Source organism: Belnapia sp. (genome assembly GCF_059504005.1).
This window is the reverse complement of record NZ_JCACHU010000139.1, coordinates 12,508-31,983: the sequence shown is the minus strand read 5'-3', so window position 1 is coordinate 31,983 and position 19,476 is coordinate 12,508. Positions and strand designations below refer to the sequence as shown.

Genomic DNA, 19,476 nt, shown 5'->3' with positions numbered 1-19,476 from the left:
CCCACGCCCATGGCCGGCCCGCTGCCCGTCTCTCCGCTTGCCCAACCGATGCCGGAGCTGCCGCCGGTCGCCGGCGTCAGCCTCGGCGTCATCGCGGCGGGCATCCGCTACAAGGGCCGCGCCGACCTGACGATGATGGAGTTCGCCCCCGGCACCACCGTCGCCGGCGTCTTCACCCGGAACAGGTGCCCGGGCGCGCCCGTGGACTGGTGCCGCGCTGCGCTGAAGGCCGGGAAGGCGCGGGCGCTGGTAGTGAATGCCGGCAACGCCAATGTCTTCACCGGCAAGGCCGGCCGCGACGCGACCGCCGCCACCGCCGAGGCCGCGGCGGCGCTGGTCGGCTGCAAGCCGCGCGAGGTCTTCCTCGCCAGCACCGGCGTCATCGGCGAGACCCTGCCGCATGAGCGCCTGACCGCCGCCCTTCCCGCCCTGCACGCCGCTCTCGCCCCGGAGCGCTGGCCGGATGCCGCGCGGGGGATCATGACGACGGACACCTTCCCCAAGGCCGCGCTCCGGACCGCCACCATCGGCGACGCGACCGTGACCATCGCCGGCATCGCCAAGGGCAGCGGCATGATCGCCCCCGACATGGCGACCATGCTGAGCTTCCTCGCCACCGACGCCAAGATCCCGGCCCCCGCCCTCCAGGCCCTGCTGTCCAAGGGCTCGGCGCGCTCCTTCAACTGCATCACGGTCGACAGCGACACCTCGACCAGCGACACCGTCCTGCTCTTCGCCACCGGCCAGGCGCGGCACCCGCGCGTCCCGGCCGAGGGCGGCGCCGCGCTGCGCGACTTCGCCCGCGCCCTGGACGAGGTCCTGCTCGACCTCGCCCTCCAGGTGGCGCGCGACGGGGAGGGGGCGCAGAAGCTGATCCGGATCGACGTCACCGGCGCCGTCAGCGCCCGGTCCGCCCACCGCATCGCCATGGCCATCGCCAACTCGCCGCTGGTGAAGACCGCCATCGCCGGCGAGGACGCCAATTGGGGCCGCATCGTCATGGCCGTCGGCAAGTCCGGCGAGCCGGCCGACCGCGACAAGCTCGGCATCGCCGTCGGCGGCACCTGGATGGCGCAGGAGGGCGGCGTCGTCCCCGGCTATGACGAGGCCCCGGTCGTCGCCCATATGAAGGGCCGCGAGATCGAGATCACCGTCGATATCGGCCTCGGCCGCGGCAAGGCCCGCGTCTGGACCTGCGACCTGACCCACGGCTACATCGACATCAACGGCTCCTACCGGAGCTGACGGCCGCCCCGCCACGGGATCCTTGCCTGCGGACCCCCGCCCTGGTACCAGGAAGATCAGCCTAGGAGCGAATTGCGCCCCGGCCGTGCCCCCTGCGCGCGACGGGTCCTCAGTCCTTCAAAACCTCAAAGCCGCCTCGGCTTTGCAGCGAATACAACGCCTTGCCTGGCGCATCCCTCAAGATTTCAAGCCACCCGCGCCGCGATCCGCCCGACCTCGGCGATCACCGCATTCCGCGCCGCATTGCTCCCCCGCGCACCTTCGAGATAGGCGGCGACGAGGATGGGCGCCCGCCCCGGGGGCCAGGCGATGGCGACGTCGCAGGTCGGCACCAGCGGCGCCGGCCCCGTCCCCGTCTTGTCGCCGACCCGTCAGCCGGGCGGCAGCCCGGCCCGCAGCCGCGCATCGCCCGTCCTGCACCCGACCAGCCAGGCCGCAAGCTGCTCCCGCGAGGCCGCCGACAGCGCCTCGCCGAGCAGCAGGCGCCGCATCGTCCCGACCATGGCGAGCGGCGTCGTCGTGTCCCCCGCCTCGCCCGCCGGCACCAGGTTCAACTCGGGCTCCCACCGGTCGAGCCGCGTCGCCGGGTCGCCGATCCCGCGCAGCCAGGCCGTCAGCCCCTCCGGCCCGCCGAAGCTGGCGAGCATGAGGTTGCCCGCCGTGTTGTCGCTGAGCGTCACCGCCGCGTCGCAGAGTGCCCCCATGGTGAGCCCGCCCGCCTCCGCCCCCGGCCCGGTCACCGGCGAGTAGGGCACCAGCGCCTCCCGCCCATAGGCGATGTGCCGGTCGAGCCGCTCCTCGCCCCGGTCGACCCGCGCCAGCACCAGCCCGGCCGCGAGGAACTTGAAGGTGCTGCACAGCGCGAACCGCTCCTCCCCACGATGCGCCGTCACCCGCCCGGTGCCGCCATCGAGGATGGCGACGCCGAGCCGCCCGCCCTGCCGCGCCTCGAGCGCCGCCAGGCCCTCCGCCGCCGCGGCCGGCATCGCCAGCGCCGCCGCCGCGGCCAGTACCGCCCTTCGCCTCACCGCATGTTCTCCCGCCTGTAGCGCCGCTCGAAGGCGGCGATCTCATCCTCGAGCGACAGCGTCAACCCGATCTCGTCCAGCCCCTCCAGCAGGCAGTGGCGGGCGAAGGGATCGACCTCGAAGCCATGCACCGCGCCGTCGGGGAAGGTGACCTCCAGCGCCCGAAGGTCGACGGTGACCTCCGCCCCCGGCGCCGCCTCGACCCGCGCGGCGAGCGCCGCCACCGCCTCCGCCGGCAGCACCACCGGCAGCAGGCCCTTCTTCATCCCGTTGCTGCGGAAGATGTCGCCGAAGCTAGGCGCTACCGCGCAGCGGAAGCCGGTATCGAAGAGCGCCCAGACCGCCGCCTCCCGCGAGGAGCCGCAGGCGAAATTCCGCCCCGCGACGATGATCCGCGCCCCCCGCCACTCCTCCCGGTTCAGCGGGAAGTGCGGGTCCTGCGCCCCGATGCCCGGCACCCGCCGGGCATCGTGCAAGAGGAAGGCGCCATGGTCGACATCCCGCGGCCGGGAGAGGAAGCGCGCGGGGATGATCTGGTCGGTGTCGATGTTGGGCCGCGGCAGCGGCACCGCCGCCGAGGTGAGCCGGCTGAAGGCCTCCATCTCAGCCGCCCCCCGCCAGCAGCCGCCGCACATCGGTGAAATGGCCGGAGACGGCGGCGGCGGCGGCCATGGCCGGGCTGACCAGATGCGTCCGCGCCCCCGGGCCCTGCCGCCCCATGAAATTCCGGTTGCTGGTGGAGGCGACGCGGCTGCCCGGCCGGGCGATGTCCCCATTCATCCCGACGCACATGGAGCAGCCCGCCTCCCGCCAGGCGAAGCCGGCGCCGCGGAAGACCTCGTGCAGCCCTTCCGCCTCGGCCTGGCGCTTCACCGCCTCGCTGCCGGGGACGACCCAGGCCTCGACCCCCTCGGCCACGCGCCGCCCGCGGGCGACCGCGGCGGCGCTGCGCAGGTCCTCGATCCGCGAATTGGTGCAGGAGCCGATGAAGACCCGATCGACCGAGAGGCCCACCAGCCGCATCCCCGGGGCGAGGCCCATATAGTCGAGTGTCTGGGCCATCACCTCCCGCCGCTCGGCATCGGCGGCGGCCTCCGGGCCCGGCACCACGCCGCTGATCGGCAGCGCATCCTCCGGGCTGTTGCCCCAAGTGACCATCGGCTCGATGGCGCCGCCATCCAGCGCCACCTCGGCATCGAAGGCGGCGCCCGGGTCGCCCGGCAGCGCCCGCCAGCGTTCCAGCGCCGCCTCCCAGTCCTGCGGCGCGTAGGGGCGGCCGGCGAGATAGGCGAAGGCCGCCTCGTCCGGCGCCACCATCCCGGCCCGCCCGCCGGCCTCGATCGACATGTTGCAGAGCGTCAGCCGCCCTTCCATCGAAAGGCCGGTGATGGCGCTGCCGGCATACTCGATCACATGCCCGTTCGCCCCCGCCGCGCCGATCCGGGCGATGATCGCCAGGATCACGTCCTTGGCCGAGACGCCCTCGCCGAGCCGGCCATCGACCGTGATGCGCATGGTCTTCGGCTTGCGCTGCCAGAGCGTCTGCGTCGCCAGTACATGCGCGACCTCGGTGCTGCCGATGCCGAAAGCGAGCGCCCCCAGCGCCCCATGGGTGCTGGTATGGCTGTCGCCGCAGACGATCAGCATCCCCGGCTGGGAGAGGCCGAGTTCCGGCCCGATCACATGCACGATGCCCTGCTCCGGCCCGCCCAGCGCGAAATGCCGGATGCCGTGCTCGGCGGCGTTGCTCGCCAGCAGCTCGATCATCGCGCGGTGGCGCGGGTCGCGGATGTCGCCCAGGCGGCGGCTGTCGGTCGGCGCGTAGTGGTCCGGCACGGTGAAGATGCGCTCCGGCGCACGCGGCTTCAGCCCGCGCCGGCGCAGCGCCTCGAAGGCCGCGGCGCCGCCCTCATGCACCAGGTGGCGGTCGACATAGAGCAGGGTCTGCCCGTCCTCCCGCTCGAGGACGCGGTGGCGCTCCCAGATCTTCTCGAACATCGTCCTCGGCGCGCCGGCCATGGGCTCCCCCGCAGGCTTTGCCGCGATCCTGCGGCGGGGGAGGGGGACGGTCCAGTGCGGATCGCCGGGGCCGGCATCGCCTGCGGGCATGGCGGCGCGCCACAGGAAGGGCCCCGCGGCGCGATGCGCGGCGGTAGGGGCAGCCCTGCCGAGCCGGCCCTTTCCCCCGCCGCCGATCCTGGCGATGCTGCGCCACGGCCCCATCTGAGGGCCAGGGAAACGGGGACATGCCCGCCATGCAAGCTGCCAGCTGGACCAGGCCGGAGAAGCGCTCGCTCATCCTCGTCTCGGGCGCGCATATGGTGAGCCATATCCACCAGCTCGTCCTGCCCCCGCTCTTCCCGCTGCTGCGGGACCGGCTCGACGTCTCCTTCGTCGAGCTGGCGCTGGCGCTGACCCTCTACAACATCGTCTCCGGCGTGACCCAGGCGCCGCTCGGCTATGCGGTGGACCGCTACGGCTCGCGCCGGGTGCTGGTGGCAGGGCTCGGCCTCGGCGCCTTCGCCCTGGTGCTGCTGGCGGCGATGCCGAGCTACCCGGTGCTGCTGGCCTCGGCGGCGCTGCTCGGCCTCGCCAATGCCGTCTACCACCCGGCGGATTACGAGATCCTCGGCCGCACCATCGGCGAGGCGCGGATCGGCCGCGCCTTCTCGATCCACACCTTCTCCGGCTATCTCGGTGGCGCGATGGCGCCGGCGCTGATGCTCGGCCTGTCGAGCCTCGCCGGGCTCGAGGCGGCGCTCGGCGCGGCCGGCGGGCTTGCGATCCTCGCCGCCCTGCCGCTCGCCCTGGCCAGGGACGAGGCGGCGGCCCCCCGCGCCGCCCTGGCCAAGGCGGCCGAGGCGCCGGCCGGATCCGTGCTGACGCCGGCCGTCATCATGCTGACGGTCTTCTTCACCCTTCTCGCCCTCTCGCTCGGCGGCGTGCAGAACTTCTCCGTCGTCGCGCTGGTGAACGGCCGGGGCGTGGACTTCGCCGCCGCCAATGTCGCGCTCAGCGCCTTCCTGCTGCTGAGCGCCCTGGGCGTGCTGGCGGGCGGCGTCATCGCCGACCGCACCACGCGCCATGGCGACGTGGCGGCCCTCGGCTTCGGGCTGACGGGGGCGCTGATCGCGGTGGTGGGGCTGGTGCCGCTCGGGCCGGTGGTGCTGGTGAGCGTGATGGGGCTCGCCGGCTTCTTCTCCGGGATGATCATGCCCTCGCGGGACATGCTGGTGCGCGCCGCGGCGCCGCCCGGCGCGGTGGGGCGGGTCTTCGGCATCGTGACGACCGGCTTCAACATCGGCGGCGCGGTCGGGCCGATGATCTACGGCGCGCTGATGGACCATGGCCGGCCGCTGCTGGTCTTCGCCGCCTCGGTCTGCTTCATCCTGGCGACGATGGCGATGGCCTTCGTCGGCGAGCGGCGCTTCAAGCGGCCGGTGGCTACCGCCCCGTAAAGCCCGGCTTCCGCCGGCCGAGGAAGGCGGCGACGCCCTCGGCGAAATCCGCGGTGCCGGCGGAGGCGAGGAAGGCCTCCTCCTCCGCCTGGAGCTGCGTCCCGAGGTCCCGCCCGACCGAGGCGCGGAACAGCGCCTTGGCCCGGCCGAAGGCGGCCGTCGGCCCGGCCGCGAGCTCCTGCGCCAGGGCCTCGGTCGCCGCTTCCAGCTCGCCGGCCGGCACCACCCGGTTGATCATGCCGGCGGCGAGCGCCGCCCGCCCGTCGAGCTCGTCGCCTAGCAGTGCCAGCCCCATCGCCCCACGCAGGCCGAGCAGGCGCGGCAGCACCCAGCTGCCGCCGCAATCCGGCACGGTGCCGAGCTTGAGGTAGCCGAGGGCGAAGCGCGCATCCTCCGCCGCGATCACCAAGTCGGCGCCGAGGGCCAGCGACAGGCCGCCGCCCGCTGCCGCGCCCTGGACGCTCGCCAGGACCGGGACGGGGAGGGCGGCCAGCCCCGCCACCGCCTCATGCATCGGCTGCAGGATGTGCCGGATCTCGGCCAGCGCCTTCGGCCCCTGGAAGGCCGCGATGTCGCCGCCCGCCATGAAGGCCCGCCCGGCGCCGCAGAGCACGACGCAGCGCAGGTCCGGGTCCTGCGGCAGGGCGTCCACCGCTTCGCGGAGGCAGGCGGCCATGGCGGCATCGATGGCGTTCAGCCGCTCCGGCCGGTTGAAGCGGAGGCGGGTGATGGCGCCGGAGCGCTCGACGAGGAGGGGGTTCGACATGGGCCGAGCTTGCACCGGGCGGGCGGCCGATGAAAGCCGCCCGCCCGGCTCCGCCTTACTGCACGAGGAAGGCCCGGGCCCGGTCGAGCTCCGGCAGAGGGGTTTCGGCCCGCGCCGCGATCTCCAGCAGCTGGCCGTAATGCCGCCGGGCCGCCTCGCGGTCGCCCGCCTGCTCGGCCGCCATGGCGGCCCCGTTCACCGCCCGGAAGCGCCGCGGCTCGGTCTGCTGCACCGCCTCGAATTCGCGCTGCGCCTCGGCCGGGCGCTGCATCAGCAGCAGCATCTCGGCCAGCTGCTCCCGCGCCGGCATCAGCGGCCCCGGCGTGACCGGGTGCTTCTCGGTGCGGCCCTCGCGCTCGGCCGCCTCGCGCAGCAGGGCAAGGCCCTGGTCCTGCTGGCCGCGGCTGAAGGCGACCCAGCCCTCGGCGGCGACGCGGTGGATGTCTACCTGTTCCTGCCAATAGGCGTCGCGGCCCTGCAGGGCGGCGGCGGCGGCCCTCAGGGCCTCGACATCCGCCGTCGCGTCATCCGGCCGGCCGGCGCGGGCGGCGCCGAAGGCGCGGGCGAAATGCGTGATGGAATCGACATAGGGCACGCCGAAGCGGCGCGTGCCGAGCCTGGCCGCGCCCTCCCAGTCGCCCCGCTCCAGGGCCAACCGGGCCGGCATGGCGGTCAGCGCGAAGCCGCCGATCGGCCGGTCCGGCATCCAGTGGTCGAGGCGGCGCAGCTCCGCCACCACGCGCTGCGCCGCGCCGGGCTGGCCGGTCTGGAGGTAGCCATAGACCATGTAGTCCATGGCGTGGATCTCGTCGAAGGTCTCCTCCCGCGCTCGGGCCGTCTGGGCGGAGCGGCGATTGGTCTCGATCGAGTCCTCCCAGCGGCCGACCCGGGTGAAGATGTGGGACGGCATGTGCAGCGCATGCGGCGCATCCGCGGCCAGCGCGGCATAGCGCTCCGCCGCGGCGACGCCGCGGCTGGCCAGGGCCGGCGTGTCGTAGGTGTGGATCAGGTAGTGCACCACGCCGGGATGATTCGGCTGCCGGGCGGCCTCCCGCTCCAGGATGGCCGCGGCCCGGAGCTGGCGGGCATAGGTCTTGTCGGTCGGCGGCGCCGCCATGTCCAGCGCGAGCGCATACTGGATCGCCACCTCGGGGTCGTCCGGGAAGCGCTCGTGCAGCTGCGCCATGGCCTGCTCGTACTGGCCGATGCGGGCCCGGTGGCCGGGGCCGTCATCGCCGGCGAAAAGCTGCATCAGGGCGGCGATGAGGCCGGCCTCGCGCTCGGATTGCGTGCCGATGCGCTGCGCCTGTTCCAGCCCCTCGCGGCCTTCCCGCAGATTGGCCGCGACCGGCGGGGTGAAGGGATTGTTCAGCAGGGTGAGGGCGCGGCCCCAACGGGCGATGGCGCAATCCGGGTCCTGGCGCAGCACCTGGTCGAAGCCCTGCCGGGCGGCCTGGTACCAGAAGGAGTGCTGCAGCTTCATCGCTTCGTTGAAGCCGGCCTGGACCGCCGGCGCGCAGCTGATCGGGAAATCCATCTCGCCCAGCGTCGCCGGCGCGGGCGGGGTGCCGGCATGGCTGTGGTCGTGCTGCTGGGCGGCCGCCGACAGGGGCGCAAGGGCGATGCCGCTCAGCAGGGCAAGGCGTGCAGCGAGGCGACGGGACATGTCTTCCTCCCTTCTTGCTTGGCGGCCGGGCGCAGCGTCCTGGCGCCGCCGCTAGGGGGAATCCGTAATCCTTGCCCTTGGCGGCCCGTTAGCGAAATCGGGAAGCTGCCATCACATCCGTGTGGAGTCGCCGAACCCTTCGCTGCAACATGAAAAAGGCCGGCGAGGTTTTCCCCGCCGGCCTGTCTCGTCCTCCCGCCTTGCGGCAGGCCGGATCCTACTCCTCGCCGGCCATCTCGCGGCGGCGGCGGATGGCCGCGCCGAGGATGTCGCCGAGCGAGGCGCCGCTGTCGGTGGAGCCGTACTCCTTCATCGCCTCGCGCTCCTCCTCGATCTCCTTGCCCTTGATGGTCAGGGCCAGGCGGCGGGCGGCGCGGTCCACGGCGGTGACCTTGGCATCGACCTTCTCGCCCACGGCGAACTTGTCGGGGCGCTGGTCGCCGCGGTCACGCGCCAGCTCGGCGCGGCGGATGAAGCCGGTGAGGACGTCCTCGACCCGGACCTCGATGCCGTTGGCCTGCACCTGGGTGACCACGCAGGTGACGACATCGCCCTTGCGGACCTTGTCGAGCACTTCCGCGGCCGGGTCGGCCTCGAGCTGCTTCACGCCGAGGGAGATGCGCTCCTTCTCGACATCCACGTCGAGCACCTTGGCCTTGATAACCTGGCCCTTCTCGAACTTGGCCATCGCCGCCTCGCCGGCCTCCTCCCAGGAGAGGTCGGACATGTGGACCATGCCGTCGATCTCCGGGCCGATGCCGATGAACAGGCCGAACTCGGTGATGTTGCGGATCTCGCCCTCGACCACGGAGCCCGGCGGATGGGCCTCGAGGAAGAGCTCCCACGGGTTGCCCTGGGCCTGCTTCAGGCCGAGCGAGATGCGGCGCTTCGGCTCGTCCACGTCGAGGATCAGCACGTCCACTTCCTGGGAGGTGGCGACAATCTTGCCCGGATGGACGTTCTTCTTGGTCCAGGACATCTCGCTGACATGCACGAGGCCCTCGACGCCCGGCTCCAGCTCCACGAAGGCGCCGTAGTCGGTGATGTTCGTCACGCGGCCGCTGAACTTGGCGTTCACCGGGTACTTGATGGCGACGCCATCCCACGGGTCGGACATCAGCTGCTTCATGCCGAGGCTGATGCGCTGGGTCTCGCTGTTGAAGCGGATGACCTGCACCTTCACCGGCTGGCCGATGGTCAGCGCCTCGGACGGGTGGTTGATCCGGCGCCAGGCGATGTCGGTGACGTGCAGCAGGCCGTCGACGCCGCCGAGGTCCACGAACGCACCGTAGTCGGTGATGTTCTTGACCACGCCGTCGAGGATCATGCCCTCCTTTAGGCCCTGGATCAGCTCCGAGCGCTGCTCCGCACGGGTCTCCTCAAGGACAGCGCGGCGGCTGACCACGATGTTGCCGCGGGCGCGGTCCATCTTGAGGATCTGGAAGGGCTGCGGGCTGCCCATCAGCGGCCCGACATCGCGCACCGGGCGGATATCGACCTGAGAGCCGGGGAGGAAGGCCACGGCGCCACCGAGATCGACGGTGAAGCCGCCCTTGACGCGCCCGAAGATCACGCCGTTGACGCGCTGGTTGGCCTGGTAGGCCTTCTCGAGGTTGGTCCAGGCCTCCTCGCGCCGTGCCTTCTCGCGCGAGAGCACGATGGAGCCGTCGCGGTCCTCGTAGCGCTCGACGAAGAGCTCGACCACGTCGCCGGCCTGCACTTCCGGCTTCTGCCCCTGCGGGGCGAATTCCTTGAGGGGGACGCGCCCCTCGCTCTTCAGCCCGACATCGACGACGGCGAAGTCGTCATCGATGCGGATGACGCGGCCGGAGACGACCGAGCCGGCGAAGCCGGTATCGGGGCCCAGGGTCTCGTCGAGCATTGCGGCAAAGTCTTCGATCCCCGCGCCCGGCGCGAGGGTTGTGGCGGATGCCATGCGGTCTGTCTGTCCCGAACTGCCCGCGAGAGGCGGGCTGTGGTCCTGCGCCCCCGGCGATCCGCCGGGCACGGCTTGATCGGGCGCCGGGCCGTCCCTGTCGGGCGGATGGAGGCGCGTTCGACCCTGTGCCTTGGGCAGCGTATCGGCCCGCCCGGTCCCGGCCCTGGATGGCGGACACCCCACGTTACCGTGATGGTAATCCCTCAGCCACAGGCACCGCGGCCTTTCCAAGCGCGCGGGCGGATTTGGCTAGGCTTTCAGCTCGCGGACGTCAAGAAGATTCAGCCGGTCTCGCACCATAGCCAATGCTCGGGTGAAAGCCGCCTCGGCATCAAGCGTCGTGGTGTCGAGTATGAGGGCATCCTCGGCGGGGCGGAGCGGGGCGACGGGGCGGTTGGAGTCCTGCGCATCGCGGGCGAGGATCTCGGCGGCGACCTGGGCCTGGTCGGCCGCGACGCCGCGGGCTTGCAGCTCCAGCCAGCGGCGGCGGGCGCGCTCCTCCGGGCTCGCGGTGACGAAGAGCTTCACCGGCGCCTCGGGGAAGACGACGGTGCCGATGTCGCGCCCGTCCATCACCGCGCCGTGGCGGCGGCCGAACTCGCGCTGCCAGTCGAGCAGGGCGGCGCGGACGGCGGGGATGGCGGCGACGGTGCTGGCGGCCATGTCGGCGGCCGGGCCGCGGAGATCGGTACGGTCCAGGTCCTCCGGGCGGAGGGCGGTGGCCTCGGCGGCGGCGATGGCGGCGTCATGCGGGTCGGCCTCGCGGTCGAGCACGCGGCGGCCGGTCGCGCGGTAGAGCAGGCCGGTATCGAGATAGGGCAGGCCGAGCGCGGCGGCGAGGCGGCGGGCGAGGGTCCCCTTGCCGGCGGCGGCCGGCCCGTCGACGGCGATGACGAGGCTCATGCGGGGCGGATCGCCTCGCCGCCGGCGGCGCGGTTCATCAGCGCGGCGAAGCCGGGGAAGCTGGTCTCGATGAAGCCGGCATCGTCCACCGCAACGGGGGCGCGGGCGGCGAGGCCCATGACCAGGGCGCTCATCGCCAGGCGATGGTCCATATGGGTGGCGACCAAGCCGCCGCCGGGGATGGCGCCGCCGGTCCCCTCGACCAGCAAATCATCGCCCTCGATGCGGGCGGCGATGCCGTTGGCGGCGAGCATCGCGGCGGTGGCGGCGAGGCGGTCGCTCTCCTTCACCCGCAGCTCGGCGAGGCCGCGCATGCGGCTGGTGCCCGTGGCGGCGGCGGCGGCGACGGCCAGGACCGGATACTCGTCGATCATCGAGGGGGCACGCCCCGGCGGCACCTCAACGGCCCGGAGCGGGCCATGGGTGGCAACCAGGTCGCCGACCGGCTCGCCGCCCTCGACCCTCGCATTCTCGATGCGCAGCTCGGCGCCCATCTCACGGAGCGTGGCGAAGAGGCCGGTCCGCAGCGGGTTGAGGCCGACATTGGCGATCGTCACCTGCGAGCCGGGAACCAGGAGCGCCGCGACCAGCAGGAAGGCGGCGGAGGAGGGGTCGCCGGGGACGAGGATGGGGGCGGCGCGCAGCTCCGGCTGGCCTTCGAGCTCGATCACCCGGCCTTCGGCGGTATCCTCCACCCGGACGGTCGCGCCGAAATGACGGAGCATGTTCTCCGTGTGGTCGCGGGTCGGCTCCGGCTCCACCACGCGGGTGGTGCCGCGGGCGCAGAGGCCGGCGAGCAGGCAGGCCGACTTCACCTGGGCCGAAGCGACGGGCAGGCGGTAGTCGAGCGGCAGCGGGTCGGCGGCGCCGCGGACGGCCAGCGGCAGGCGGCCGCCCTCCCGCGTCCAGAAGCTCGCCCCCGTGGCCGAGAGCGGGTCGGTCACCCGCAGCATCGGGCGGCGGCGGAGCGAGGCATCGCCTGTCATCACGGAGAAAATGGAGTGGCCGGCGAGCAGGCCGCAGAGCAGCCTGGCCGCGGTGCCGCTATTGCCCATGTCGAGTACATTGGCCGGCTCCACCAGGCCGCCGATGCCCCGCCCGGCGACGCGCCAGGCACCGGGGCCGCGCTGCTCGACCGTCGCGCCCAGGGCCCGCATGGCGGCTGCGGTGCGGAGCACGTCCTCGCCCTCCAACAACCCCTCGATCTCGGTCGTGCCGATGGCGAGGGCGCCAAACATCAGCGCGCGATGGCTGATCGACTTGTCTCCCGGCACGCGATGGGTGCCGGAGAGCGGCGCCGGAGGGGCGCCGGCGCGGAGCGGCCGCGGAGGGAGGTCATGGGACATGGCCCCGGCCGTTTGACATGGCCCGGCCCCGCGTGGCAATGCGCGTGACCCGTTTTCAGCCGCCGGCGCGCAGCCGCCACACCAACACTGCGTGCCGGCGGCCAGATCCTCACGAGGCTTTCCCCATGGCCAAGCCCGAACTGGGCCTCAAACGTGTTTGCGTCGCGTGCGGCACGAAGTTCTACGACCTGACCCGAGCACCGGCCATCTGCCCGAAATGCGGCACGGAGCAGCCGGCCGAGCAGCCGCGCCTCCGCCGCGCCGCGGGCAGCCTGCCGGTGGACGACAAGCTCAAGAAGCGGGCCGTCGTGCCGGATGCCGATGCCGAGGATGTCGAGCTGGAGGATGTCGAGGCCGATGAGACGGTCGAGGACGCCGAGGAGCTCGATGACGAGGCCGATGCGATCGGCGAGGAGATCGAGGTCGAAGGCGATCGCGACGAGGAAACCTGAGCCCGGCGCGGGCGGCGCGCCATGACGGCGCCGCCGCCCGCCCTGCTGCTGACCCGGCTGATGCTGCGGGATTTTCGCACCTATCCGGCTCTGACCGTTTCTTTCCGATATCGTATCGTCATCGTCTCCGGCGAGAACGGGGTCGGCAAGACCAATTTGCTGGAGGCCATCAGCCTGCTCGGCCCCGGGCGCGGGCTGCGCGGGGCGCGCATGGCCGATTGCGCCCGGCAGGCCGGGGAGGGGCCGCTCCCCTGGGCCGTCGCCGGGCGGTTCAGCAGCGCGGCCTACCAAGACTTCGACATCGGCACCGGCACGCCGGAGGGCGGGCCGATCGAGCGGCGCACCTTCCGCCTCGACGGCGCCCCGGTGCGCAGCCAGGCGGAACTGGCCGAGCGGGTGGCGCTGGTCTGGCTGACGCCGCAGATGGACCGGCTGTTCCAGGACGGGGCCAGCGACCGCCGGCGCTTCCTCGACCGGCTGGTCTGGGCGCTGGAGCCGCACCATGCCCGCGAGGTCGCCGCCTACGAGAACGCCATGTCCCAGCGCAACCGGCTGCTGGCCCAGGAGCGGCGCGAGGGCAGGGGGGTGGACCCGGCCTGGCTCGCGGGGCTTGAGGATGCCATGGCGCGCCACGGCGTCGCCGCCGCCGCCGCCCGGCGGGGGCTGGTCGGGCGGCTGAACGCGGCGCTGCAGGGCGGCATCACCGGCGCCTTCCCGGCCGCCCGGCTCGACCTGCAATGCACGGCCGCGGCGGCGCTGGATGGGGCGCCGGCGCTGGCCGTGGAGGACGGGCTGCGGGAAGGGTGGGCGGCCAGCCGCGGGCGGGATGCGGCAGCGGGGGCGACGCTCGAGGGGCCGCACCGGGCCGACCTGCTCTTCACCCATGCGCCGAAGGAGTTGCCGGCCGCGCTCTGCTCCACCGGCGAGCAGAAGGCCCTGCTGATCGCCGTGGTGCTGGCCCATGCCGGGCTGATCGCCGATGCCCGCGGCTTCGCCCCCCTGCTGCTGCTGGACGAGGTGGCGGCCCATCTGGATGCCCGGCGGCGGGAGGCACTGTTCGAGGCGCTGGCGGCCCTGCCGGCCCAGGCCTTCCTCACTGGCACGGATGCCGCCATCTTCGCCCCGCTGCGCGGCACGGCCGAGGGCTTCCGGGCCCTGCCCGGCGTACTCGTTCCGGATAGCGATTTACCCGTGTCGTAAGCGCCGGGAATCCCTATATAGAGTATCGACCCCACAGCGATGAATCGAGGAGCTTGCCGCCGGCATGAACCATGACGCCGCGCGCGCCGAATCCACCCCGACCGAGGTGTCGGGCGCCGATTACAACAGCGCATCCATCACCGTCCTGAAGGGCCTCGAGGCCGTCCGCAAGCGGCCCGGCATGTATATCGGCGACACCGATGACGGCTCGGGCCTGCACCACATGGCCTTCGAGATCATCGACAACGCCGTCGACGAGGCCCAGGCCGGCTACGCCACCCGCGTCGAGGTCACCCTCAACGGCGACGGCAGCGTCACCGTGCGCGACGACGGGCGCGGCATCCCGGTCGACATGCATGAGGAGGAGGGGGTCTCCGCCGCCGAGGTGGTGCTGACCCGCCTGCATGCCGGCGGCAAGTTCAACCAGAACTCCTACAAGGTCTCCGGCGGCTTGCACGGCGTCGGCGCCGCAGTGGTCAACGCCTTGTCCGAATGGATGGAGGTGAAGATATGGCGCAACGGGACCGAGCATTTCATCCGCTTCGAGCATGGCGACACGACCGAGCCGCTGCGCATCATCGGGCCCTCAGCCGAGCGCACCGGCACCGAGGTGACCTTCAAGCCCTCAAGCGGGACCTTCACCAAGGTCGAGTACGACTTCGCCGTGCTGGAGCGGCGGCTGCGGGAGCTCGCCTTCCTCAATTCCGGCCTCGCCATCGCCCTGAAGGACGACCGGCACGTCCCGGCGCAGGAGGTCTTCTTCCAGTTCCGCGGCGGCCTCACTGCCTTCGTCGAGTGGCTCGACCAGGGGAAGGAGCCGCTGTTCCGCCCGCCGATCGCCGCCATCAGCAAGGAGAGCGAGGGCATCCGCGTCGAGCTGGCGATGTGGTGGAACAATTCGCCGCGCGAGCTGGCGCTCTGCTTCACCAACAACATCCCGCAGCGTGACGGCGGCACGCACCAGGCCGGCTTCCGCCAGGCCCTGACGCGCGTGGTGATGAAATATGCCGAGGAGCTGGCGAAGAAGGAGAAGGTCGAGCTCATCGGCGACGACATGCGGGAGGGGCTGACCGCCGTCATTTCGGTGAAGGTGCCGGACCCCAAGTTCAGTTCGCAGACCAAGGACAAGCTGGTTTCCTCCGAGGTCCAGCCGGTGGTGCAGGTGGCCGTCGCCGACGCGCTCTCCCACTGGTTCGAGACCCATCCGAAGGAGGCCAAGGCGGTCCTCGAGCAGGTCGTGCTCTCGGCCGCGGCGCGGAAGGCGGCGCAGCTGGCCCGCGACAAGGTCGGTCGCAAGAACGCGCTCGAATTCAGCACCCTGCCCGGCAAGCTCGCCGACTGCCAGGAGCGCGACCCGAGCAAGTGCGAGCTCTTCCTCGTCGAGGGCGACAGCGCGGGCGGCTCCGCCAAGCAGGGCCGCAACCGGGCCAATCAGGCGATCCTGCCGCTCAAGGGCAAGATCCTCAATGTCGAGCGGGCGCGGATGGACAAGATGCTGTCCTCCGCCGAGATCGGCACGCTCATCACCGCGCTCGGCACCGGCATCGGCCCGGGCGAGCCGGCCAAGGGCGGGTTCGACGCGGACAAGCTGCGCTACCACCGCATCGTCATCATGACGGACGCCGACGTGGACGGCAGCCATATCCGCACCCTGCTGCTCACCTTCTTCTTCCGGCAGATGCCGGAACTGCTGGAGCGCGGCCACCTCTACATCGCCCAGCCGCCGCTCTACCGGGCGAAGCGCGGCAATGACGAGCGCTACCTGAAGGACGACCGCGCGCTCGAGGACTTCCTGCTGGAGAAGGCGCTTTCCGGCGCCACGCTCAAGCTCTCCGATGGGCGGGAGCTTGCCGGGCCGGAGCTGCGGGCGGAGATGGAGGTGCTGCGCCAGATGGCGAGCCGCGTGCGCCGCCTAGCCGCGACCGTGCCGAGCGACATCGTCGAGCAGGCGGCCGTCGCCGGCGCGCTGACGCTGGAGCCAGAGCGGGCGCTGGCCGCGGCGCAGGTGCTGGCCGCGCGGCTCGATGCGCTGGCGCTGCCGAGCGAGCGTGGCTGGAAGGCGACGGCGGATGCGGATGGGCTCATCCTCTCCCGCATCGTCCGCGGCGTGACCGAGCGGCATGCGCTGAACCCGGCCGCGCTGCGCAGCGCCGAGGCGCGCTGGCTGGACGAGCGGCGTGAGACCCTCGCCCGCGAATTCGGCGGTGGCGAGGCGGTGCTGCAGCTCGACAGCACGAGCGCCCCGGTGCAGGGACCGGTCGCGGCCTTCGAGCGGATCCTGCAGCAGGGCCGCAAGGGGCTGACGATCCAGCGCTTCAAGGGCCTCGGCGAGATGAACCCGGAGCAGCTCTGGAAGACGACGCTCGACCCCGCGGTCCGCACCCTGCTGCGGGTGAAGGTCGACAGCGTGGAGGAGGCGGAGAAGGCCTTCTCGACGCTGATGGGCGACGTGGTCGAGCCGCGACGGGAGTTCATCGTCGACAATGCGCTGAAGGTGGCGAACTTGGACGTCTAGAGCTGTAGGAACCCCAAATAGCTGTCCGTTTTCCCGAAAAGCGGTCCCTGGCGGGCGGCAAAACCGCCGTCCGCCACTTTGTCCTTGACAACAACCCCGCGCGCCCACGCTGGGTCTTCGTCAACATAGGCCGCAACCTCGACCCGAATGGCGATCGGGGCGTGGCCGCCGTTGCCAGCGGCTCGGGCCGAGGGGCGCCGCGCCGTCCCAAGCTCGGATTGCCGCCCTCCGGCGCCGGTCCGGCAGCTTCCTTGGAATGCGATGACAGACACGCCCTCCGATCTCTTCTCAGAAATCTGGAGACGGCTGGAGGGCAAGGATCTTCCCGCGCTCGCCGCGCCCTCCCGGCAGCTGAAGGCCGAGGCCCGACGCGCGGTGGCGGGGGCTCTCTCCGAGGATCCGTTCGACGCCACTGACCTGCTGCGGTGGGCATCGGACGACCCCGCCCGCCTGCTCCTCGTGGCGCAGGGAATCGATGCGGCGCATGCGCCGTTGTCTCAGGTGCCCGACCCAGAACCGGGGGCGCCGCCGCGCTCACAGCCGGACCAGCATCTTCCCCGTGTTGCGACCGGAGAACAGGGCCAGAAACGCCATGGGCATCGCTTCGAGGCCGTCCATCACGGTCTCACGGCTGGAGATGCGCCCTTGCGCCATCCACTGCCCCATGTCCCTCTGAAAATCACTGAAGCGGTCGCGGAAATCACTCACGAGGAAGCCCTGGATGCGAATGCGCGCCGCGATGATGCGGAACAGGTTGTGCAGCGCGACCGGCTCGGTGCTGTTGTAGGCGCCGATCATGCCGCAGATCGCGAAGCGAGCGCCCTCCCTGGCCTGCGCAAGCGCGGCATCGAGGTGCTCGCCGCCGACATTCTCGAAGTAGACGTCGATGCCCTCCGGGGCGGCGGCTGCCACCTTGTCGGCGAGCAAACCAGGCGATTTGTAATCGATCGCCGCATCGGCACCCAACTCGCGGGCCAGCGCGCATTTCTCCGGGCCACCCGCCGACCCGATTACACGCATCCCCTTAACCTTCGCAATCTGCACGACGGTCGATCCCACCGCTCCGGCCGCGGCGGAAACGAATACGGTCTCACCCGCCTTCGCCTCCGCCACTCTGAGCAGCCCGAAGTAGGCGGTCGCCCCAATCATGCCGAGCGTGTTGAGGTAGGCCTGCGGCGGCAGTCCGCTCGCGGGCAGCTTCGTGAACGCCTCGGCCGGGGCCGCGGCCTCGTCGCGCCAGCCGAAGCGATGCGACACGAGGTCTCCGGGCGAGAAGTCATCGGCCCTGGATTCGACAACCTCGCCGACCGCACCGCCATCCAGCGGCGCGTCGAGCGTATAGGGCGCGACGTAGCTCTTCGCCTCGGTCATCCGGGGGCGCATGTACGGGTCGACTGAGAGCCAGAGATTCCGGACCCTGACCATCCCTGGCTCCAGCGGAGGAAGCGGCAGCGGCCGCTGTTCGAAGTTGTCGAGGGTCGGCAGGCCCTCTGGGCGAGACTTCAGGTACCAGCCGCGTGCCATTGCATTCCCCCTCAAGTGAACTTTGGTTTTTGGGCGGACTGAAGCGCTTTTACGATTTCCTGTTCAGCTGCCGCCAGAGCCGCCTCCATCACATGGAGGTCCATCCCATCGACCCGACGCATGGCCTCGCGCCAGCCGGGTTGGAGCAAAGTTTCGGCCACCCCGGCATCCCCTATACCGGTTCCGTGTTTCGCGGGCACACGGCAGGCTGACCCTGCCCGACTTGGCGGCCGCCCTGGGCAGTCATGAGAGGGTGCCGAGCAGGCACGTAACCAATGTGAAGGCCATCACCCCAAGGGTCCCCTGCAGAGGGTGGTCGGCATGACCCGGCCTCAGGCCCGCCGTCCTGGCCGACACCGGCGCCACGATGCTGGTCACGCTCAACGCCTTGCGGCTGCTCGGATACCGCTTCAAGGTGGCGGGCTGCCCAGCCGGGCGGGCTTGTGGGAAAAGCGTCCTCGCCGACTTTCGGTTCAGCATGGCGCGGTCGTGATGCACGCTGTCTTGTCTCAGCTTTCGCCCTCCGAAGCCGCCAACCGCCACATGAGGAATGCAGCAAGGCACGCCCACACGAGGAGCACCGAACTCGACAGCATGCTCAGCGCCATTGCCACGTTCGAGAAACCCGTGGACGCCTGCGCAGCCCCCGCCATCAACAGGCCAAGGGCATCGATGAGACCAGCCACCCCGAGCCAGGCTGGGTAGCGGGCGCTCCGGAGGACGGCGAGACCGAGGGTGCCCAGGGTCACGCCGGACAGAATGCTTGAGGCGCCCGCAAGGCCAATCTCAAGCTGACGCAGCGCGAGAGCTGCCTCGAAGGCGAGCAGGTGCGCCGCACCCTCGGCCGCCGCCCAGCGGTCGACCGTGGCCTTGAGAGCCACCCCGTCCACCGCCTGCAGCACCGAGGCTACCGCCACGCTAGCCACCGCGCCCGCCGCGCCGATGCGGCCCCAGGCGGCCGCCCATCCTGGCTCGAGCGTGGCCGCGAGAGCCACTAAGCCCGCGCTTAAGCCGCAGAACCCTGCGAGCTGGCCGAGGTGCGTCCAGACGTAATGGGGGGCCGCGGCATACTCAGCAAAGGCCGCAGGCGCGTCGGCCGGGTCGGCACAGAGCGGGTGCAGCAGCGTGGACACGAGGAGCAGAACCACGCCGACCACAAAGGCGACAGCGCCGATGCGGGCAAGGGATCTAACGGTGGCCATAGCCGTCCATTTTCGATCGAGGCGGCGCGCAGCCCCCGAGAAAGGATCTTAGAGCATACGTTCTGGATGGCGACCCGCCTTCGTCGCTACTTCGCCATGATGGGAGGTGGTGACCCCGGGGCAGGTTCGCCGTTGTGGTGAACGTTTACGGAAGCGACGGCAGGTTGGTTTGCCGGGCGGGCAACCCGGCTAAAGGGCGACGCATGGCGTTCTGGCCCGCTTTCGGAGAGAA

At 71.7% G+C, this 19,476-nt stretch carries 17 protein-coding genes; 5 read left to right on the top strand and 12 right to left on the bottom strand.

Features of this window, described 5'->3' with window-relative positions:
• Window positions 1-9: 9 nt before the first annotated feature.
• Window positions 10-1,245: a bifunctional glutamate N-acetyltransferase/amino-acid acetyltransferase ArgJ gene (gene argJ / locus AC5JJ1_RS19240; protein WP_495786723.1), complete on the top strand. Its 1,236-nt coding sequence runs from the start codon at window positions 10-12 to the stop codon at window positions 1,243-1,245.
• A gap of 185 nt (window positions 1,246-1,430) precedes the next feature.
• Here argJ and AC5JJ1_RS19235 read toward each other — a convergent pair whose 3' ends face one another.
• The 4 genes from AC5JJ1_RS19235 to leuC are packed head-to-tail and all read right to left on the bottom strand — an operon-like array spanning window position 1,431 to window position 4,292.
• The gene (locus AC5JJ1_RS19235; protein ID WP_495786722.1) at window positions 1,431-1,577 is read right to left on the bottom strand and encodes a hypothetical protein; all 147 of its coding nucleotides are present in this window, start codon (window positions 1,575-1,577) and stop codon (window positions 1,431-1,433) included.
• 39 nt (window positions 1,578-1,616) lie between these two features.
• The gene (gene bla, locus AC5JJ1_RS19230) at window positions 1,617-2,273 is read right to left on the bottom strand and encodes a class A beta-lactamase (protein WP_495786721.1); all 657 of its coding nucleotides are present in this window, start codon (window positions 2,271-2,273) and stop codon (window positions 1,617-1,619) included.
• Complete coding sequence (gene leuD, locus AC5JJ1_RS19225; RefSeq protein ID WP_495786720.1) at window positions 2,270-2,875, bottom strand: 3-isopropylmalate dehydratase small subunit; 606 nt, start codon at window positions 2,873-2,875, stop codon at window positions 2,270-2,272. Before leuD ends, bla begins: the two co-directional genes overlap by 4 nt.
• Window position 2,876: 1 nt before the next feature.
• A complete protein-coding gene (gene leuC / locus AC5JJ1_RS19220; protein WP_495786768.1) occupies window positions 2,877-4,292 on the bottom strand; it encodes a 3-isopropylmalate dehydratase large subunit in 1,416 nt (471 codons plus the stop codon).
• Window positions 4,293-4,519: 227 nt separating this feature from the next.
• Here leuC and AC5JJ1_RS19215 point away from each other — a divergent pair, with 227 nt between their 5' ends.
• Window positions 4,520-5,731, top strand: a complete 1,212-nt coding sequence (locus AC5JJ1_RS19215; RefSeq protein WP_495786719.1) for an MFS transporter — start codon at window positions 4,520-4,522, stop codon at window positions 5,729-5,731.
• Here AC5JJ1_RS19215 and AC5JJ1_RS19210 read toward each other — a convergent pair.
• From AC5JJ1_RS19210 to aroA, 5 genes are all read right to left on the bottom strand, one after another.
• A complete protein-coding gene (locus AC5JJ1_RS19210) occupies window positions 5,718-6,497 on the bottom strand; it encodes an enoyl-CoA hydratase/isomerase family protein (RefSeq protein WP_495786718.1) in 780 nt (259 codons plus the stop codon). The genes AC5JJ1_RS19215 and AC5JJ1_RS19210 overlap by 14 nt on opposite strands.
• Before the next feature lie 55 nt (window positions 6,498-6,552).
• Window positions 6,553-8,163, bottom strand: coding sequence for a tetratricopeptide repeat protein (locus AC5JJ1_RS19205; protein WP_495786717.1), 1,611 nt, complete (start codon window positions 8,161-8,163; stop codon window positions 6,553-6,555).
• 217 nt (window positions 8,164-8,380) lie between these two features.
• Window positions 8,381-10,099, bottom strand: a complete 1,719-nt coding sequence (gene rpsA / locus AC5JJ1_RS19200) for a 30S ribosomal protein S1 (protein WP_495786716.1) — start codon at window positions 10,097-10,099, stop codon at window positions 8,381-8,383.
• 252 nt (window positions 10,100-10,351) lie between these two features.
• Window positions 10,352-11,005, bottom strand: a complete 654-nt coding sequence (cmk, locus tag AC5JJ1_RS19195) for a (d)CMP kinase (protein ID WP_495786715.1) — start codon at window positions 11,003-11,005, stop codon at window positions 10,352-10,354.
• Entirely contained in the window at window positions 11,002-12,351 is a 1,350-nt protein-coding gene (gene aroA, locus AC5JJ1_RS19190) for a 3-phosphoshikimate 1-carboxyvinyltransferase (protein WP_495786714.1), read from the bottom strand. The genes cmk and aroA overlap by 4 nt, the downstream gene beginning before the upstream one ends.
• 17 nt (window positions 12,352-12,368) lie before the next feature.
• Between aroA and AC5JJ1_RS19185 the strand changes: the two genes are divergently transcribed.
• The 3 genes from AC5JJ1_RS19185 (at window position 12,369) to gyrB (ending at window position 16,518) form a co-directional block, all read left to right on the top strand.
• Window positions 12,369-12,803, top strand: a complete 435-nt coding sequence (locus tag AC5JJ1_RS19185; protein WP_495786713.1) for a TIGR02300 family protein — start codon at window positions 12,369-12,371, stop codon at window positions 12,801-12,803.
• 21 nt (window positions 12,804-12,824) lie between these two features.
• Entirely contained in the window at window positions 12,825-14,003 is a 1,179-nt protein-coding gene (recF, locus tag AC5JJ1_RS19180; RefSeq protein WP_495786712.1) for a DNA replication/repair protein RecF, read from the top strand.
• A 64-nt stretch (window positions 14,004-14,067) separates the two neighbouring features.
• A complete protein-coding gene (gyrB, locus tag AC5JJ1_RS19175; protein ID WP_495786711.1) occupies window positions 14,068-16,518 on the top strand; it encodes a DNA topoisomerase (ATP-hydrolyzing) subunit B in 2,451 nt (816 codons plus the stop codon).
• A 288-nt stretch (window positions 16,519-16,806) separates the two neighbouring features.
• Here the strand turns inward: gyrB and AC5JJ1_RS19170 are convergent, their stop codons facing one another.
• From AC5JJ1_RS19170 to AC5JJ1_RS19160, 3 genes are all read right to left on the bottom strand, one after another.
• Window positions 16,807-17,004 (bottom strand): hypothetical protein, encoded by a 198-nt coding sequence (locus AC5JJ1_RS19170; protein WP_495786710.1) that lies wholly within the window; start codon window positions 17,002-17,004, stop codon window positions 16,807-16,809.
• 48 nt (window positions 17,005-17,052) lie between these two features.
• Window positions 17,053-18,042, bottom strand: coding sequence for an NADP-dependent oxidoreductase (locus AC5JJ1_RS19165; RefSeq protein ID WP_495786709.1), 990 nt, complete (start codon window positions 18,040-18,042; stop codon window positions 17,053-17,055).
• Between the two features lie 509 nt (window positions 18,043-18,551).
• Window positions 18,552-19,244 carry a hypothetical protein gene (locus AC5JJ1_RS19160; RefSeq protein WP_495786708.1) on the bottom strand — a complete coding sequence of 231 codons (693 nt, stop codon included), beginning with the start codon at window positions 19,242-19,244 and terminating at the stop codon, window positions 18,552-18,554.
• Window positions 19,245-19,476 lie beyond the last annotated feature (232 nt).

Excerpts from the sequence above, each read along its gene's own strand:
- argJ (WP_495786723.1), top strand. The coding sequence starts at position 10 with ATGGCCGGCCCGCTGCCCGTCTCTCCGCTTGCCCAACCGATGCCGGAG.
- leuD (WP_495786720.1), bottom strand. The coding sequence starts at position 2,875 with ATGGAGGCCTTCAGCCGGCTCACCTCGGCGGCGGTGCCGCTGCCGCGG.
- leuC (WP_495786768.1), bottom strand. The coding sequence starts at position 4,292 with ATGGCCGGCGCGCCGAGGACGATGTTCGAGAAGATCTGGGAGCGCCAC.
- AC5JJ1_RS19215 (WP_495786719.1), top strand. The coding sequence starts at position 4,520 with ATGCCCGCCATGCAAGCTGCCAGCTGGACCAGGCCGGAGAAGCGCTCG.
- AC5JJ1_RS19210 (WP_495786718.1), bottom strand. The coding sequence starts at position 6,497 with ATGTCGAACCCCCTCCTCGTCGAGCGCTCCGGCGCCATCACCCGCCTC.
- AC5JJ1_RS19205 (WP_495786717.1), bottom strand. The coding sequence starts at position 8,163 with ATGTCCCGTCGCCTCGCTGCACGCCTTGCCCTGCTGAGCGGCATCGCC.
- rpsA (WP_495786716.1), bottom strand. The coding sequence starts at position 10,099 with ATGGCATCCGCCACAACCCTCGCGCCGGGCGCGGGGATCGAAGACTTT.
- cmk (WP_495786715.1), bottom strand. The coding sequence starts at position 11,005 with ATGAGCCTCGTCATCGCCGTCGACGGGCCGGCCGCCGCCGGCAAGGGG.
- aroA (WP_495786714.1), bottom strand. The coding sequence starts at position 12,351 with ATGTCCCATGACCTCCCTCCGCGGCCGCTCCGCGCCGGCGCCCCTCCG.
- AC5JJ1_RS19185 (WP_495786713.1), top strand. The coding sequence starts at position 12,369 with ATGGCCCGGCCCCGCGTGGCAATGCGCGTGACCCGTTTTCAGCCGCCG.
- recF (WP_495786712.1), top strand. The coding sequence starts at position 12,825 with ATGACGGCGCCGCCGCCCGCCCTGCTGCTGACCCGGCTGATGCTGCGG.
- gyrB (WP_495786711.1), top strand. The coding sequence starts at position 14,068 with ATGAACCATGACGCCGCGCGCGCCGAATCCACCCCGACCGAGGTGTCG.
- AC5JJ1_RS19170 (WP_495786710.1), bottom strand. The coding sequence starts at position 17,004 with ATGCGCCGCATCGATTCCCTGCGCCACGAGGAGCAGGCGGGCGGGGTC.
- AC5JJ1_RS19165 (WP_495786709.1), bottom strand. The coding sequence starts at position 18,042 with ATGGCACGCGGCTGGTACCTGAAGTCTCGCCCAGAGGGCCTGCCGACC.
- AC5JJ1_RS19160 (WP_495786708.1), bottom strand. The coding sequence starts at position 19,244 with ATGGCCACCGTTAGATCCCTTGCCCGCATCGGCGCTGTCGCCTTTGTG.